The organism is Pseudomonas sp. WHRI 8519 (assembly GCF_040224055.2).
Taxonomy (GTDB): Bacteria; Pseudomonadota; Gammaproteobacteria; order Pseudomonadales; family Pseudomonadaceae; genus Aquipseudomonas; species Aquipseudomonas putida_X.
Genome location: NZ_CP167996.1, coordinates 1,845,372 through 1,861,700, shown reverse-complemented (window position 1 = coordinate 1,861,700; position 16,329 = coordinate 1,845,372). Strand labels below are relative to the sequence as shown.

The window sequence follows — 16,329 nt, the reverse complement described above, 5'->3', positions numbered from 1 at the left end:
GTGCTCATGCCCTTTCCGAGCCTGACAGCACGCACCGGCACCGGTACAATCGGTCTCTTTGCCGCAACGCTTGGAGTGCAATCTCCCGTGTCAGTTCTGCGCCTACCGCAAATGTCGGCTACGGCCGGCAAACAAACCTGGGGCAACCTGCCCGGTGCCGCCCTCAGCCTTGCCATCGCCGAAGCCGCCAGCAGCGCTGGCCGCTTCACCCTGCTGCTGACGGCCGACAGCCAGGCTGCCGACCGTCTGGAGCAGGAGCTGCGCTTCTTCGCCCCCGGCCTTCCGGTACTGCCGTTCCCGGATTGGGAAACCCTGCCCTACGACCTGTTCTCACCGCACCAGGACATCATTTCCCAACGCATCTCCAGCCTCTACCGGTTGCCGGAGCTGAGCCACGGCATCCTCGTGGTGCCGATCACCACGGCCCTGCACCGCCTGGCCCCAACGCGCTTTTTGCTCGGCAGCAGCCTGGTGCTGGACGTCGGCCAGACCATCGACGTAGAGCAGATGCGCTCGCGCCTGGAGGCCACGGGCTATCGCTGCGTCGACACGGTCTACGAGCATGGCGAGTTCGCCGTGCGCGGCGCGCTGATCGACCTGTTCCCGATGGGCAGCAAGCTGCCCTATCGCATCGACCTGTTCGACGATGAGATCGAGACCCTGCGCACTTTCGACCCGGAGACCCAGCGCTCGATCGACAAGGTCGACTCGATCCGCCTGCTGCCAGCACGCGAATTCCCCATGCAGAAAGAGGAAGTGACACGCTTCAAGGCGCGCTTCCGTGAGCGTTTCGATGTCGACTTCCGCCGCAGCGCGATCTTCCAGGACCTGGCCAGCGGCATCATTCCCGCCGGCATCGAGTACTACCTGCCGCTGTTCTTCGAAGAAACCTCGACCCTGTTCGACTACCTGCCAAGCGACACCCAGGTGTTCTCGCTGCCGGGCGTGGAGCAGGCTGCCGAGCACTTCTGGAACGACGTGCGCGGCCGTTACGAAGACCGCCGCGGCGACCTGAGCCGTCCACTGCTGCCGCCTTCTGAGCTGTTCCTGCCGGTGGAGGACTGCTTCGCCCAGCTCAAGCAATGGCCGCGCGTGGTGGTCAGTGCCGAGGATCTCGAGCCTGGCGTCGGCCGCGAGCGCTTCCCCGCTCGCACCCTGCCCAACCTGGCCATCGAAGCCAAAGCCAACCAGCCGCTGGCGGCGTTGTCCGACTTCCTCGACCAGTTCAACGGCCGGGTGCTGTTCACCGCCGAATCGGCGGGCCGTCGCGAGGTGTTGCTGGAGCTGCTCGAGCGCCTCAAGCTGAGGCCGCAGACAGTCGAGGGCTGGGCCGACTTCATCACCGGCAGCCAGCGCCTGGCGATCACCATTGCGCCACTGGATGACGGCCTGCTGCTCGAAGACCCGGCCGTCGCCCTGGTGGCCGAAAGCCCGCTGTTCGGCCAACGCGTGATGCAGCGCCGGCGCCGCGACAAGCGCGGCGAGGCCGCCAATGATGCGGTGATCAAAAACCTGACCGAGCTGCGCGAAGGCGCGCCGGTGGTGCACATCGACCATGGCGTGGGCCGCTACCTGGGCCTGGCCACCCTGGAAATCGACGGCCAGGCCGCGGAGTTCCTGACCCTGGAATACGCCGAGGGCGCCAAGCTCTATGTCCCGGTGGCCAACCTGCACCTGATCGCCCGCTACACCGGCAGCGATGATGCCCTGGCACCGCTGCACCGGCTGGGCTCTGAAGCCTGGCAAAAAGCCAAGCGCAAAGCCGCCGAACAGGTCCGCGACGTGGCCGCCGAGCTGCTCGACATCTACGCCCGCCGCGCCGCTCGCAAGGGCTACGCCTTCGCCGACCCGGCGGCCGACTATGCCACTTTCAGCGCCGGCTTCCCCTTCGAGGAAACCCCCGACCAACAGAACGCCATCGAAGCCGTGCGCGCCGACATGCTTGCCGCCAAGCCGATGGACCGCCTGGTGTGCGGCGACGTCGGCTTCGGCAAGACCGAGGTGGCGATGCGCGCGGCCTTCATCGCCGTGCACAGCGGCCGTCAGGTCGCGGTGCTGGTGCCTACCACCCTGCTTGCCCAGCAGCACTACAACAGCTTCCGCGACCGCTTCGCCGACTGGCCGGTGACGGTCGAGGTGATGAGCCGCTTCAAGTCGGCCAAGGAAGTGGCCAGTGCTGCAGCGGACCTGGCCGAAGGCAAGATCGACATCCTGATCGGCACGCACAAGCTGCTGCAGGACGACGTGCGCTTCAAGGACCTTGGCCTGGTGGTGATCGACGAAGAGCACCGCTTTGGCGTACGCCAGAAGGAGCAGCTCAAGGCCCTGCGCAGCGAGGTGGACATCCTCACCCTGACCGCCACACCGATCCCGCGAACGCTGAACATGGCCGTGGCCGGCATGCGCGACCTGTCCATCATCGCCACGCCGCCGGCACGGCGCCTGTCGGTGCGCACCTTCGTCATGGAGCAGAACAACAGCACGGTCAAAGAAGCCCTGCTGCGTGAACTGCTGCGCGGCGGCCAGGTGTACTACCTGCACAACGATGTGAAAACCATCGAAAAATGCGCCGCCGACCTTGCCGAACTGGTACCCGAAGCGCGCATCGGCATCGGCCACGGGCAGATGCGCGAGCGCGAGCTGGAACAGGTGATGAGCGACTTCTATCACAAGCGCTTCAACGTGCTGATCGCCTCGACCATCATCGAGACCGGCATCGACGTGCCCAGCGCCAACACCATCGTCATCGAGCGTGCCGACAAGTTCGGCCTGGCCCAGCTTCACCAGTTGCGTGGCCGGGTCGGCCGCAGCCACCACCAGGCCTACGCCTACCTGCTGACACCAGCGCGCCAGAAAGTGAGCGCCGACGCCGAGAAACGCCTGGAAGCCATTGCCAACACCCAGGACCTGGGCGCCGGTTTCGTGCTGGCCACCAACGACCTGGAAATCCGCGGCGCCGGCGAGCTGCTGGGCGAAGGCCAGAGCGGGCAGATCCAGGCGGTGGGCTTTACCCTTTACATGGAAATGCTCGAACGAGCGGTCAAGGCCATTCGCAAGGGCACTCAGCCGAACCTGGAGCAGCCGCTGGGCGGCGGCCCGGAAATCAACCTGCGCCTGCCGGCACTGATCCCCGAGGACTACCTGCCCGACGTGCATGCGCGGCTGATCCTCTACAAGCGCATCGCCTCGGCGGCTGACGAAGAGGGCCTCAAGGACCTGCAAGTGGAGATGATCGACCGCTTCGGCCTGCTGCCCGAGCCGACCAAGAACCTGATGCGCCTGACCCAGCTCAAGCTGCAGGCGGAAAAGCTCGGCATCAAGAAAGTCGATGCCGGCCCGAACGGCGGCAAGCTCGAGTTCGAGGCCGAAACCCCGGTCGACCCGCTGACCCTGATCAAGCTGATCCAGGGCCAGCCCAAACGCTACAAGTTCGAAGGTGCAACCCAGTTCCGCTTCCTGGTACCGATGGAGCGGCCCGACGAACGTTTCAACACTCTGGAGGCGCTGTTCGAGCGCCTGACACCACAGACAGCCTAAGGAAGATCCATGCGTGCCATCCGTTGCCTGACCTTGTTGCTTGCGCTGTTCGCGCCGGCTGCCTTCGCTGAAGGCCTTTATCAGGTGGAAATGATGCTTGTGCGGCAGAACAGCGTGCCGGCCTTCACCAGCCCTTACGCGCCCGAGGACTGGAGCGCCGGCGCTCAGCCCCTGGAAAAGAGCGCCGAACGCCCACTGGCGCTGGAAGATGAAGCCACCCGCCTGCAAGCCACGGCCGACTACACCGTGCTGCTGCACAAGGCCTGGCAGCAGCAGGTCGGCAACGCGCCAAGCCGCATCGCCCTGGCTGATGGCCAGGAGCAGTTCGGCCATTTCCCGATCGAAGGCAACCTGAGCATCACCGAAGGGCGCTTCATCGCCGTGGAGGCCAACTTCTGGGTCAACCAGCTCGACAGCAATGGCAATGTGCTCAAGAGCGAGCAGTTCAAACAGAGCAACAGCACCATCAAGGGTGGCCAGCTGACCTTCCTCGATGGCGGCCACCTGGCGGTGCTGCTGAAGATCACCCCGCCAGGCACTCGGAAGATGCCGGTGATGGACCCGGAGCTGATGGAGCAGTGATGTGAGTGATGGCGACGCACGGCAACTGCTCAGAGACCACCCGGACTGGGTCGATTGCTTCGACGCTGGCGCATTGTCCCGAGGCCGTAAATATGCAGCGCAGGAACGCACGCGCATCCTTTCGGTGAAGGGCCATAGCATCGAGGCAATGTGCAAAGGCTCGGCAGGCCAGGTTTACCATCAGGACATCAAGCTGGCGTTGAGTCGCGGTGAGCTGCGCGTCTTCGGGGGCTGCTCCTGCCCGGTAGGGTCAGATTGCAAGCACTGCGTCGCCGCGTTGCTGCAACTGGAGCTCGAAGGCAGAGCGCTCGACGGAGCCGCCAGCGCAGAACACGCTGCGCTGTCGCTGCCGCCCGACCTGAACCTGTGGGTGCAAGGGCTCGAATCGCCTTCTCAGGCTGCAGCCGCCAGCGAGCCTGCACGCAAAGGCCCGGCGATCTACTACCGCATTCACAGGGACCGCGAACATTTTCAGCTCGAGCCAATAAAGGGCACGCCGCAAAGCGACGGTACGCTGAAAGTCGGCCGCATCACCTCGATGCCAGAGATGATCTACTACACCCCCCGGTACGTCACCCAGGACGACGCCCGGCTGTTACGCCTGATCGATGCCCGCAGCAAAACGATCACGCCCGTGGCGCAACTGGAAGGCAAGCAAGGTGCGGAGCTTTTCAGCTACGCCTTGGCCACCGGGCGCCTGTTGTTTGAAGACGACCCCACGCCGTTGCATGCCGGGCCACAACGGCGTGCCGAGTTCCGCTGGGTCAGATTGGACAACGGCAGCTACAGGGGCGCCTGGCACCATGACCAGCAGCTGCCGCTGCAGGTACTGCCCATCGAGCCATTGCACTACATCGACCCCCATTCGCATCAGGCCGGCGAACTGCAGCATGACCTGGACCCTTTCATCGCCAGCCAGCTCGCACGCGCACCGACCGTACCTGAACACCTGGTAGTACCTTTGAGTCATCGATTGAACGCCTTGAACCGGCAGGTCCCCACCCCCACCGCCGTGACCACCGAACAGATCGACAACATTCAGCCCAAGGGCCGGCTGACCCTGGGCAGCCTTGAATTCAGCGCCTACATGCCCAAGACCGGGCGCATGCAGCGCCAGATGCAACACCGCGCCGCCCTCGCGTTCGACTACGATGGGCTGCGCGCCAGTGGCAGCGACGACAAGCCATTGACCCGACTGGTGGATGCCACCAGCCAGCGCATCCGCCGCCAGCCCGCGGCCGAGCAGGCGCTGCGCAAGGTGCTGCGCGAGCTGGGCTTCAAGCCCGCCACCCGGCAGAGCAAAGCGCTGCCCGACAGCGCGGGCGAAATGCTGCAGTTGCCCGACGACGAAGCCTGGCTGCGCTTCGCCCGCGACGGCCTGCCGCGCCTGCGCGAGGCGGGCTGGGAGGTCGATATCCACCGCGACTTCGCCTTCAACCTGCATGAAGTGGATGACTGGTACGCCAGCATCGACGAAGCGCCCGGCCACGAATGGTTCGACCTGGAGCTGGGCATCGTCGTCGAAGGCGAGCGCCACAGCCTGCTGCCAATCGTGCTGCAGCTGCTGCGCAGCAACCCCGAGCTGCTACGGCCCAGCGAGCTGGCCCGACGCAGCGACGACGAGCACCTGCTGATCGACCTCAATCGCGGCCGGCTGGACGCCCCAGCGCTGCGCGTCGCCCTGCCCTACGGGCGAATCAAGTCGGTCATGGGCACCCTCGGTGAACTGTACCTGCACGAGGACAACGTCGGCACCACCCTGCGCCTGGACCGCGCCGACGCGGCACGCCTGAACGACATCGACCACTTGCCCCTGCACTGGGAAGGTGGCGCCCATGTGCGCGACCTGGGCCGGCGCCTGCGCGATGCCCGCGACCTGCAGATCACGCCGCCCGCAGCGCTCAACGCCACCTTGCGCCCCTATCAGCAACAGGGCCTGAACTGGTTGCAGGCCCTGCGCGAAATGGGCACCGGCGGCATCCTTGGCGACGACATGGGCCTGGGCAAGACCTTGCAGGCCCTCGCCCACCTGCTGCTGGAAAAGCAGAACGGGCGTCTCGCCGACCCTGCCCTGGCAGTGATGCCGACCAGCCTGGTGCCCAACTGGCTCGACGAAGCCCAACGCTTCGCGCCCGGCCTGCGCGTCCTGGCCTTGCACGGCCCCGGGCGCAGCAAACATTTCGCCAAGCTGCACGAATACGACCTGGTACTGACCACCTACGCCCTGGTGCCGCGCGACCTGGAGCACCTGCGCGCGCAGCAGTGGAGCGTGCTGGTGCTGGACGAGGCGCAGAACATCAAGAGCAGCACCAGCAAGGCCGCCCAGGCCGTCTGCGAGCTGCAGGCCAACCAACGCGTGTGCCTGACCGGCACGCCAATGGAAAACAACCTGGGCGAGCTGTGGTCGATCTTCCACTTCCTCATGCCCGGCTGGCTGGGTGAGCTCAAGCGCTTCAATCAGGATTACCGAACGCCTATCGAACGCCACGGCGATACCGAACGGCTGGCGCATCTGGTCACCCGCATCCGCCCGTTCCTGCTGCGCCGCACCAAGGAGCAGGTAGCGACCGAATTGCCTCCCAAGACCGAAGTGGTCCATTGGGTCGAACTCAGCGACGCCCAGCGTGATACCTACGAGGCCGTGCGCGTGGCGATGGACAAGAAAGTGCGCGACGAAATCGCCCGCAATGGCGCGGCACGCAGCCAGATCGTGATCCTCGATGCCCTGCTCAAGCTACGCCAGGTGTGTTGCGATTTGCGCCTGGTCAAAGGGGTCGAGACCAAGGGCAATCAGGCTGACAAGGGCAAGCTCGGCGCGCTGCTGGACATGCTCGAAGAACTGCTCAGCGAAGGCCGCCGGGTGCTGCTGTTCTCTCAGTTCACCTCGATGCTGGCATTGATCGAACAAGAGCTGCACAAGCGCAAGATCCGCTACAGCCTGCTCACCGGCGACACCCGTGACCGGCGCACACCGGTGCAGCAGTTCCAGCAGGGCGACAGCGAAGTGTTCCTGATCAGCCTCAAGGCCGGCGGCGTGGGGCTGAATCTGACCGCTGCCGACACCGTGATTCACTTCGACCCGTGGTGGAACCCGGCCAGCGAGAACCAGGCGACCGACCGCGCCTACCGCATCGGCCAGGACAAGCCGGTGTTCGTGTTCAAGCTGATCACGCGCGGCACGGTTGAAGAGAAGATACAGCACCTGCAGCAGGAAAAAGCAGCCCTGGCGACAAGCTTGCTTGATGGTGCAGAGGCTGGGCAGTGGCGCCTGGGGGATGAAGAAATCGAGGCGCTGTTTGCCCCGCTGCCTGCAAAGCGCGGGCGCTAGCAGCCAGCCCTGGCGGCTGCGCGGACAAGCCCCACAGGACTTTCACTGCTGTGAACAGCAGCGGGATACCTGTGGGGCCGGCACAGTCAATCGACCAATTGCGCCTCGCGCAACGCCCCCAGCGCCTCCAGCCAACGCGGCTGCTGGCGGTAGTCGGTGCGCGCGAAGCCCTGCCCGCGCATCCGTGCAATGCGCGGCGACGGCTTGACCTTGAGCCGCTGCGCCGCGCTCAACGCCAGCTCTGCCGCCGCCCGGTCGTTGCACACCAGGCCCATGTCACAACCGGCACTCAGCGCCGCCTCGATCCGGTTAGCCGCATCGCCGACCACATGCGCACCCGCCATCGACAGGTCGTCACTGAAGATCACCCCGTCAAAGCCCAGTTCGCCGCGCAGAACCTCCTGCAACCAACGACGCGAGAACCCGGCCGGCTGGTTGTCTACCTGCGGATAGATGACATGCGCCGGCATCACTGCTGCCAGCTGCCCGCTGAGGCGGCTGAACGGCACCAGATCGGCCTGGCGCAGTTGCTCAAGGCTGCGCTCGTCCGTAGGAATGGCCACGTGGGAGTCCGCCTCCGCCCAGCCATGCCCCGGGAAATGCTTGCCACAGGCAGCCATACCCGCTGCATTCATCCCACGGATGAAGGCGCCAGCCAACTGCGTGGCACGTTGCGGGTCGCCCTCGAACGCGCGGCTTCCGACCACGGCGCTGCGCTGGTGGTCCAGGTCGAGCACGGGAGCGAAGCTCAGGTCCAGGCCAACCGCCAGCACTTCAGTGGCCATCAACCAACCGCACTGCTCGGCGAGGTATTCGGCGTTGGCGTTATCGGCGATCGCGCGCATGGCTGGCAGGCGCACGAAGCCCTGACGCAAACGCTGCACACGGCCGCCCTCCTGGTCGACGGCCAGAATCAGATCGGGGCGAATGGCGCGGATGGACGCGCACAGCTCACGCACCTGGCGCGGGCTGTCGATGTTGCGGGCAAAGATGATCAGGCCAGCCACTTCCGGCTGGCGCAGGAGTTGGCGGTCTTCGGCGGTCAGCCATTTACCGGCGATATCCACCATCAGGGAGCCTTGCAGGCTGACGGTCATAGGAAATCCTTCATTACAGACTTAAAGAAGCCCACTGGGGGCATGCGGCCTCATCGATACGCACCGGGCAATGCACCGGTACGCGTTCGAACAGGCCAAGCAGATCGGTGTTGCGCAGCCGAATGCAGCCATGGGACAGCGGTATGCCCAAGGGTTCCGTGTCGGGCGTGCCATGCAGATAGATAGAGCGGCGGAACGTGTCCACCGCGCCCAGACGATTGACGCCGGCCTCGCAACCGCTGAGCCAGAGAATGCGGGTAAGGACCCAGTCACGCCCGGGGTACTGTGCGTGCAACGCCGGCGACCAGACCTCACCGGTCCAGCGCCGCCCGCGCAGCACGGCATTGAGCGGCAAGCCCGCGCCGATCTTCGCGCGCACCTGGTGCAGGCCACGCGGCGTGCAGCCCGAGCCATTACCCTCACCGGCCCCATTGCGTGCGGTCGACACTGCCAGGCGCAGGCACAACTGCCCCTTGGCAAAGCCATAGAGGCACTGGTCAGCGAGGGAGATGTGCAGCAGATCGAGGTCAGGCATGGGCGCTAGCTTAGCCCAAGCGCCCTGCCCCGCCCAGCCTTCAGGCCTTGGCGGTGGTGCTGCCGGTTTTGCTGCGCGGGCGCAGCTGCGCGGTGGCCATCGCCTCGTCGGTGACACCGCTGTCGGCGCGCATGCCCGCGGCCAGGAACGGTACCATCAGGCGCATGACCTGCTCTATGGAGGTGTTGATACCAAAGTCGGTTTCGGCAATGGCGCGCAATGCCTTGATGCCGGACATGCTGAACGCCGCAGCACCGAGCATGAAGTGCACCCGCCAGAACAGCTCGAGCGGCGGAATGCGCGGCGCGGCTTCATTGACCAGCAACATGTAGCGGCGGAACACCTTGCCATACATGTCTTCCAGGTAGCGCCGCAGGTGCCCCTGGCTCTGGCTGAACGCAAGGCCCAGCAGGCGCATGAAGATCGACAGGTCGTTGTTGCTGCGCGGCTGCACCACCAGCGCCTGCTCCACGAGCATTTCCAGCAGTTCCTCAAGGCTGGGCTTTTGCTCAGGCTTGCCTTGACGACGCTCGAGTTCACGTTCGAGGCTGGCGCAGAAAGGCCCGAGGAAACGGGAGAAGACCGCCTGGATCAGCGCCTTCTTGGAACCGAAATGGTAATTGACCGCCGCCAGGTTGACCCCGGCCTTGCTGGTAATCAGCCGCAACGAGGTTTCCGCGAACCCCCTTTCCGCGAACAGCTGCTCGGCAGCATCGAGAATGCGTTCAACGGTTTCCGATTGGGCCATGACTACTCCGCCAGACAGACAAACAGGTGTTTGAAACATACGTTTCAGGCCTGCTGATGTCAAGGCTCGGTGACTGTGCGGTCGCCATTAGAAAGCGCCGGGCTGCTAGCTGCAAGCGCTAAGAGGGATGGCGCACGGCTTTTTCTTATCGCATTGCGCTTGCAGCGTATCCAGTACTGTATATAATCCCAGTCACTGTATAAAAAGACAGAGCGCCCGCCATGTTGAAACTGACGCCCCGCCAAGCCGAAATCCTGGCCTTCATCAAACGTTGCCTCGAAGACAACGGCTTTCCGCCGACGCGCGCAGAGATCGCTCAGGAGCTGGGCTTCAAGTCGCCCAATGCCGCCGAGGAGCACCTCAAGGCCCTCGCGCGCAAAGGCGCGATCGAGATGACCCCAGGCGCATCCCGCGGCATCCGCATCCCCGGCTTTGAGGCCAAGGCCGAAGAAAACGGCCTACCGATCATCGGCCGGGTCGCAGCCGGTGCACCTATCCTTGCCGAGCAGCACATCGAACAATCTTGCAACATCAATCCATCCTTCTTCCACCCGCGCGCCGACTACCTGCTGCGCGTACACGGCATGAGCATGAAGGACGTCGGCATCTTCGACGGCGACCTGCTGGCTGTGCACACCTGCCGTGAGGCCCGTAACGGGCAGATCGTCGTCGCCCGCATCGGCGATGAAGTGACCGTCAAGCGTTTCAAACGCGAAGGCAGCAAGGTCTGGCTGATCGCCGAAAACCCCGATTTCGCCCCTATCGAAGTCGACCTGAAAGAGCAGGAAATGGTGATCGAAGGCTTGAGTGTCGGCGTTATTCGCCGCTGAACCAGGAGGCGTCATGCAACAGTTCGTCCAAGCACAACAACAGGTACAGCTTCCACTGTTCGAAGCCTTCCTCGCCCAACCGGTCCTGCCAGGCCTGAAGGCCAGCGAACAGGCGCGCAAGAACAGCGAACCGGGCCTGTTCAGTGAACTGTCCCTGCGTGGCGCCCCCGACCATTGCCACACCTTGCTGGCACCGGTGCTGCGCGAACTGAGCGAAGAGCAGGAGGCCCGCTGGCTGACGCTTATTGCACCACCGGGCAGCCTGACCCAGGCCTGGTTGCGTGATGCCGGGCTCAACCGCGAGCGCATTCTGCTGCTGCAACCGCGTGGCAACCAGAGCCCACTGCAATTGGCCTGTGACGCCCTGCGCCTTGGCCGCAGCCATACCGTGGTCAGCTGGCTTGGCAGCGTCAATGCCACTGCGCGGCAGCAGCTGGTGCGTGCAGCCAGTGCCGGAAACGCACAAAGCCTGAACATCCGCCTCGGCTGATGTTCAGGCTTTGCCTGTAACCCGAAACAACCGGGGTATCAGTGAAGTACGCGCGGCCCTTCGTCACGGTCGAGTTCGCCATCCATGAGGCGCCCCGCCATCTGCACGCCCACACTCAGCATGGCCTTGGCAACTTCAACGTGTTGCCCCTGCAGGAATACCTTGGCGTCTTCCGAGAAATCCAGGGTTACCAGGGAGCCTTCGTCCTCGGCACGACGCAGTTCGATTCGGCCATCAGGCAACTCGACAATTTCCAGAAAAGACGTAGACATAAAGGGCTGTTCTCCGCGAAAGGCGAGCATTGTACCAGCCAGGGCGAAGATCAGCACTCACTCAACGCGTCACGGAATCGTCTCACCAAGCCTTTCAGGTTGTTGCGCCAGCTTTCCAGATCGTCACGCGACAGCGCAGCCTGCTCGGGTTCGTCGAGATTGACGGCCAGAATGAGTGGCTGGGTGACATCGGTTTTTGCGGTTTTCTTCGCGACCGGTGGTCGGAACAAATCGGCATAAGCAGTGAGCAGTTGCGCCAGCCAGGTCTCCCGCTGCCTGGACAGCTCCAGCAACTCAGCCACTTCGGGGATGGCAATGTCATTCAGGGCATCATCGGCGAGCAGTTGCTCGACGCTGGACGCCGCTGGCAGGCGGTAGAAGCCACCAATCTCGTGACACAAGCCCAATAACGCACCATACAGGTGGAATAGAGCAGCCTCACGCTCGGCCTGCACAAGGCCTTGTGCATTCATGGCCTGGCTGTCGGCAGCCTTGGCCATGGACTCGAGGGCGAGGCCGGCGAAGAAAAGCTTCTGGTTGGTGCGGGTGTAGAGTTCCTGGGCCATCTCGAGTGACCTCCCTAAGGCTGCAAGGCGAATACCTGCAGTTTCAGGGATCGAGATGTACTTGTCACCCATGAAATGGGGCCGCTAAGCGGCCCCAATCTCGTCGCTGAAACAATCAGCGCTTGTCTTCGACCTTCCAGGCATTGCCGTCGTAGAACGCCTTCCAGCCGGTAGGCTTGCCATCGACCTCGGACTGCACGTATTGCTCCTTGGTCTTGCGGCTGTAGCGGATCACTGCCGGGCGACCTTCCGGATCCTTCTGCGGCGCATCGCACAGGAAGTGGTACTTGGGGTCAATCTCGTGCTTGTGCGGCACGATCTCCATGACCAGCGGTGCACGGGTCTCGCGGTTCTTGGGGAACTGGCTGGCTGCCAGGAACAACCCAGAAGCACCATCACGCAGCACATAGGTGTCGTCGACCTTCTCGCACTTGAGCTCTGGCATGTCCACCTTGTCCATCTTGGGTGGAGCCGCCTCGCCGCTCTTGAGCAGCTTGCGGGTGTTCTTGCACGCCGGGTTGGTGCAACCGAAGAACTTGCCGAAGCGGCCGGTCTTGAGCTGCATCTCGCTGCCGCACTTGTCACACTCCAGGCTCGGCCCTTCGTAACCCTTGATGCGGTAACTGCCCTCTTCGATCTCGTAGCCGACGCAATCAGGGTTGTTACCGCAGATATGCAGCTTGTGCTTCTCGTCGAGCAGGTAAGCATCCATGGCCGTGGAGCAGATCGGGCAGCGGTGCTTGCCCAACAGCACGCGCGACTCCGACTCACCTTCGTCATCCGCAGCGATTTCATCGCCCGGCACCAGGTTGACGGTGGCCTTGCAGCGCTCTTTGGGCGGCAGGCTGTAACCCGAGCAACCCAGGAACACGCCGGTGGAGGCAGTGCGGATCATCATCGGACGCCCACATTCCTTGCACGGAATGTTGGTCATGGTCGGCTGGTTGGCACGCATGCCGTGCTCGGCGGACTCGGCCGTCAGCAGCTTCTTGCTGAAGTCGCCGTAGAACTCGTCCAGCACGTTTTTCCAGTCGCGCTCGCCCTGGGCCACGTCATCGAGGTTCTCCTCCATGTCCGCGGTGAAGCCGTAGTCCATCAGGTTGGCGAAGCTTTCCGACAGGCGCTCGGTAACGATGTCGCCCATTTTCTCGGAGTAGAAGCGGCGGTTGTGCAGCGTGACGTAGCCGCGGTCCTGGATGGTGGAAATGATCGCCGCATACGTCGAAGGGCGACCGATGCCGCGCTTTTCCATTTCCTTGACCAGGCTGGCTTCGGTGAAGCGCGCAGGTGGCTTGGTGAAGTGCTGGCTGGGGTCGATCTGGATCAGCTTGAGCGCCTCACCCTGGACCATTTCCGGCAACACGTCATCTTCGCCTGGCTTGCTCTGCTGCGGCAACACACGGGTGTAACCGTCGAACTTGAGGATGCGACCTTTGGCACGCAGCTCGAAATCACCGGCAGCCACGGTCACGCTGGTGGACAGGTACTGGGCAGGCGGCATCTGGCAGGCGAGGAATTGGCGCCAGATCAGTTCGTAGAGGCGCTCGGCGTCACGTTCCATGCCGCTGAGCTTGGTTGGGTGCGTGTTGACGTCGGAAGGACGAATCGCTTCGTGGGCCTCCTGAGCGCCTTCCTTGCTGCCGTACACCAGCGGTGCCTCGGGCAGGTACTGCTTGCCGAACTCGCGCTCGATGTAACTGCGCGCCATGTCCAGCGCGTCGACCGACAGGTTGGTCGAGTCGGTACGCATGTAGGTGATGTAGCCTGCTTCGTAAAGCCGCTGAGCCATCATCATGGTCTTCTTCACACCGAAGCCCAGGCGGTTGCTCGCAGCCTGTTGCAGGGTGGAGGTGATGAACGGTGCCGACGGCTTGCTGCTGGTCGGGCGGTCTTCACGCTTGACCACGCTGTAGCTGGACGCCTTGAGCTTGCTCAGCGCAGCCATGGCCTGGGCTTCGTTCAGCGGCTTGAATGCCTCGCCCTTCTCGCGGGTCACCTCGAAACGCACCTTGGCTTGCTTGGCGGTGCCAAGGTCGGCGTGCACTTCCCAGTACTCTTCCGGAATGAAGGCGCGGATCTCGCGCTCACGCTCGACCACCAGCTTCACAGCCACCGACTGGACACGCCCGGCCGAGAGGCCACGGGCGATCTTGGCCCACAGCAGCGGCGAGACCATGTAGCCCACCACGCGGTCCAGGAAGCGGCGCGCCTGCTGGGCATTGACACGATCGATATCGAGCTCGCCGGGCTGCGAGAACGCATCCTGGATGGCCTTTTTGGTGATTTCGTTGAACACCACACGCTTGTAGCGGGTGTCGTCTCCACCGATGGCCTCGCGCAGGTGCCAGGCGATGGCCTCCCCTTCGCGGTCCAAGTCGGTTGCGAGATAGATGGTGTCAGCATCCTTGGCCAGCCGGCGCAACTCGTCGATCACCTTTTCCTTGCCAGGCAGGATCTCGTACTTGGCCTTCCAGCCGTGCTCGGGGTCGACGCCCATGCGCGCCACCAGCTGGCGACGGGCCTTTTCTTTGGGCGACAGGGCCGGAGCCTCACCCGCAGCCTTACCACGCTTGGCGGCCGGCTCTTTGCTGGCGCTGGCCGAACCGCTGGTGGGGAGGTCACGGATGTGGCCGATACTCGACTTCACCACGTACTGGTTGCCCAGGTACTTGTTGATGGTCTTGGCCTTGGCCGGGGATTCCACAATGACCAGCGATTTGCCCATGGATCGGAGTATTCCTGAATCTGAAGATGAAGAACGCGTCAGGTGCCGGACGCGGCACCGCTATATATAGTGGCAATAGAGTGAGGTCAAGCGCGGTCGTTCACTCGCGCGCCTTGCCAAGCAGCTCAGGCAACCCTTCTTCGGCCTTGACCAAAGCAAAGCGTGGCACCTGCTCGCCGTCAACCTCGACTGACTCCTGGAACATCGAAAGTGGTCGTACCCAGAAGCTGTAGTCACCATACAGGCATTGGTAGAAAACCATCCACTCTTCGCTTTCGGAGTGCCGTGCGACACTGAAGACACGGTACTCAGGCCCTTTGTAATGCCGGTATACGCCTGGTTGTATCTGCATGTCGCCTTCCCTCTTGAAACAAATTCTGTAAAAAACAAAAGCCGGGGCACAAGGCCCCGGCTGCTGTCCCGCTACGCGATCAGACGCGTTCGAAGACAGTGGTGATGCCCTGACCGAGGCCGACGCACATGGTGGCCACGCCCAACGTACCGCCATTTTGCTTCATGACGTTGAGCAGGGTGCCGGAAATGCGTGCCCCGGAGCAACCGAACGGGTGACCCAAGGCAATTGCGCCGCCGTGCAGGTTAACCTTCTCATCCATCTTGTCGAGCACTTTCAAATCTTTGAGCACGGGCAGGGCCTGTGCAGCAAAGGCTTCATTGAGCTCGATGAAGTCGATATCAGCCATGGTCAGCCCTGCGCGCTTGAGGGCTTTCTGGGTCGACGGCACAGGGCCGTAGCCCATGATCGCCGGGTCAACGCCAGCGACCGCCATGGAGCGGATCACCGCCAATGGCTGGATACCGAGGTCCATCGCGCGCTGGCCGGACATGACGATCATGCACGAAGCGCCATCGGTGATCTGCGACGAAGTACCGGCTGTGACCGTACCACCTTTGGGGTTGAACGCAGGCTTGAGCGATGCCAGGCCTTCAAGGGTGGTTTCCGGGCGAATGGTCTCGTCGAAGTCGAAGACTTTCAGGAAACCGTTCTCGTCATAGCCCTGCATCGGGATGATCTCGTCCTTGAACTTGCCTTCCACAGTCGCTTTGTGGGCGAGCTGGTGCGAGCGCAGGCCGAACAGGTCCTGCTGTTCACGGGTGATGCCGTGCATCTTGCCGAGCATCTCGGCAGTCAGGCCCATCATCCCGGAAGCCTTGGCAGCGTGCAAGGACAGGTGCGGGTTGGGGTCCACGCCATGCATCATGCTGACGTGCCCCATGTGCTCGACACCACCGACCACGAACACGTCGCCGTTGCCGGTCATGATCGCCTGGGCGGCGGTGTGCAGCGCGCTCATCGACGAGCCGCACAGGCGGCTGACGGTCTGGGCGGCCGAGGTGTGCGGGATCTGGGTCATCAACGACGCCATGCGGGCGATGTTCCAGCCCTGTTCCAGGGTCTGGTTGACGCAACCCCAGATCACGTCCTCGACTTCTTTCGGGTCGACCTTGCCGTTGCGCTCCAGCAGCTTGCTGATCAGGTGCGCAGACATGTCTTCAGCACGGGTGTTGCGATGCATGCCACCCTTGGAGCGGCCCATCGGGGTGCGACCGAAGTCGACAATCACCACGTCTCTTGGATTGAGGCTCATATCAATAATCTC

Annotated in this window: 13 protein-coding genes; 5 read left to right on the top strand and 8 right to left on the bottom strand. The window is 63.5% G+C overall.

Annotation, left to right across the window (positions count from 1 at the left end; translation table 11 throughout):
- The first annotated feature begins 87 nt into the window (after positions 1-87).
- The 3 genes from mfd to ABRP30_RS08400 are packed head-to-tail and all read left to right on the top strand — an operon-like array spanning position 88 to position 7,447.
- Positions 88-3,537, top strand: a complete 3,450-nt coding sequence (gene mfd / locus ABRP30_RS08410; RefSeq protein WP_267822292.1) for a transcription-repair coupling factor — start codon at positions 88-90, stop codon at positions 3,535-3,537.
- 9 nt (positions 3,538-3,546) lie between these two features.
- Entirely contained in the window at positions 3,547-4,119 is a 573-nt protein-coding gene (locus tag ABRP30_RS08405; protein WP_241803171.1) for a CsiV family protein, read from the top strand.
- A gap of 1 nt (position 4,120) precedes the next feature.
- Entirely contained in the window at positions 4,121-7,447 is a 3,327-nt protein-coding gene (locus ABRP30_RS08400; RefSeq protein WP_349974579.1) for a DEAD/DEAH box helicase, read from the top strand.
- An 86-nt stretch (positions 7,448-7,533) separates the two neighbouring features.
- Here ABRP30_RS08400 and nagZ read toward each other — a convergent pair whose 3' ends face one another.
- Genes nagZ through ABRP30_RS08385 form a run of 3 tightly spaced genes read right to left on the bottom strand, consistent with a single transcriptional unit; the run spans position 7,534 to position 9,827 of the window.
- A complete protein-coding gene (gene nagZ / locus ABRP30_RS08395) occupies positions 7,534-8,532 on the bottom strand; it encodes a beta-N-acetylhexosaminidase (protein ID WP_267823918.1) in 999 nt (332 codons plus the stop codon).
- A gap of 25 nt (positions 8,533-8,557) precedes the next feature.
- On the bottom strand, positions 8,558-9,079 hold the full coding sequence (locus ABRP30_RS08390) for a L,D-transpeptidase (RefSeq protein WP_349974580.1): 522 nt from the start codon (positions 9,077-9,079) through the stop codon (positions 8,558-8,560).
- 40 nt (positions 9,080-9,119) lie between these two features.
- Positions 9,120-9,827 (bottom strand): TetR/AcrR family transcriptional regulator, encoded by a 708-nt coding sequence (locus tag ABRP30_RS08385; protein ID WP_039601793.1) that lies wholly within the window; start codon positions 9,825-9,827, stop codon positions 9,120-9,122.
- Between the two features lie 221 nt (positions 9,828-10,048).
- Between ABRP30_RS08385 and lexA the strand changes: the two genes are divergently transcribed.
- Together lexA and sulA are read left to right on the top strand one after the other, a co-directional pair.
- A complete protein-coding gene (gene lexA / locus ABRP30_RS08380) occupies positions 10,049-10,657 on the top strand; it encodes a transcriptional repressor LexA (RefSeq protein WP_012313564.1) in 609 nt (202 codons plus the stop codon).
- Positions 10,658-10,670: 13 nt separating this feature from the next.
- Positions 10,671-11,147: an SOS-induced cell division inhibitor SulA gene (gene sulA, locus ABRP30_RS08375; RefSeq protein WP_267822284.1), complete on the top strand. Its 477-nt coding sequence runs from the start codon at positions 10,671-10,673 to the stop codon at positions 11,145-11,147.
- A 38-nt stretch (positions 11,148-11,185) separates the two neighbouring features.
- On the opposite strand, the gene ABRP30_RS08370 is transcribed toward sulA, so the two are convergent.
- From ABRP30_RS08370 to fadA, 5 genes are all read right to left on the bottom strand, one after another.
- The gene (locus tag ABRP30_RS08370) at positions 11,186-11,419 is read right to left on the bottom strand and encodes a hypothetical protein (RefSeq protein WP_267822281.1); all 234 of its coding nucleotides are present in this window, start codon (positions 11,417-11,419) and stop codon (positions 11,186-11,188) included.
- Positions 11,420-11,469: 50 nt separating this feature from the next.
- Positions 11,470-11,985 carry a DUF6586 family protein gene (locus ABRP30_RS08365; RefSeq protein WP_267822279.1) on the bottom strand — a complete coding sequence of 172 codons (516 nt, stop codon included), beginning with the start codon at positions 11,983-11,985 and terminating at the stop codon, positions 11,470-11,472.
- Between the two features lie 115 nt (positions 11,986-12,100).
- Positions 12,101-14,710, bottom strand: a complete 2,610-nt coding sequence (topA, locus tag ABRP30_RS08360; protein ID WP_241803165.1) for a type I DNA topoisomerase — start codon at positions 14,708-14,710, stop codon at positions 12,101-12,103.
- Positions 14,711-14,810: 100 nt separating this feature from the next.
- The gene (locus ABRP30_RS08355; protein WP_241803164.1) at positions 14,811-15,062 is read right to left on the bottom strand and encodes a DUF1653 domain-containing protein; all 252 of its coding nucleotides are present in this window, start codon (positions 15,060-15,062) and stop codon (positions 14,811-14,813) included.
- 79 nt (positions 15,063-15,141) lie between these two features.
- Positions 15,142-16,317, bottom strand: a complete 1,176-nt coding sequence (gene fadA / locus ABRP30_RS08350) for an acetyl-CoA C-acyltransferase FadA (protein WP_003248768.1) — start codon at positions 16,315-16,317, stop codon at positions 15,142-15,144.
- Between the last annotated feature and the right edge of the window lie 12 nt (positions 16,318-16,329).

Bases quoted from the DNA above. Each gene is read 5' to 3' on its own strand.
- ABRP30_RS08405 (WP_241803171.1), top strand. From the start codon at position 3,547: ATGCGTGCCATCCGTTGCCTGACCTTGTTGCTTGCGCTGTTCGCGCCG.
- ABRP30_RS08390 (WP_349974580.1), bottom strand. From the start codon at position 9,079: ATGCCTGACCTCGATCTGCTGCACATCTCCCTCGCTGACCAGTGCCTC.
- ABRP30_RS08385 (WP_039601793.1), bottom strand. From the start codon at position 9,827: ATGGCCCAATCGGAAACCGTTGAACGCATTCTCGATGCTGCCGAGCAG.
- lexA (WP_012313564.1), top strand. From the start codon at position 10,049: ATGTTGAAACTGACGCCCCGCCAAGCCGAAATCCTGGCCTTCATCAAA.
- sulA (WP_267822284.1), top strand. From the start codon at position 10,671: ATGCAACAGTTCGTCCAAGCACAACAACAGGTACAGCTTCCACTGTTC.
- ABRP30_RS08370 (WP_267822281.1), bottom strand. From the start codon at position 11,419: ATGTCTACGTCTTTTCTGGAAATTGTCGAGTTGCCTGATGGCCGAATC.
- ABRP30_RS08365 (WP_267822279.1), bottom strand. From the start codon at position 11,985: ATGGCCCAGGAACTCTACACCCGCACCAACCAGAAGCTTTTCTTCGCC.
- topA (WP_241803165.1), bottom strand. From the start codon at position 14,710: ATGGGCAAATCGCTGGTCATTGTGGAATCCCCGGCCAAGGCCAAGACC.
- ABRP30_RS08355 (WP_241803164.1), bottom strand. From the start codon at position 15,062: ATGCAGATACAACCAGGCGTATACCGGCATTACAAAGGGCCTGAGTAC.
- fadA (WP_003248768.1), bottom strand. From the start codon at position 16,317: ATGAGCCTCAATCCAAGAGACGTGGTGATTGTCGACTTCGGTCGCACC.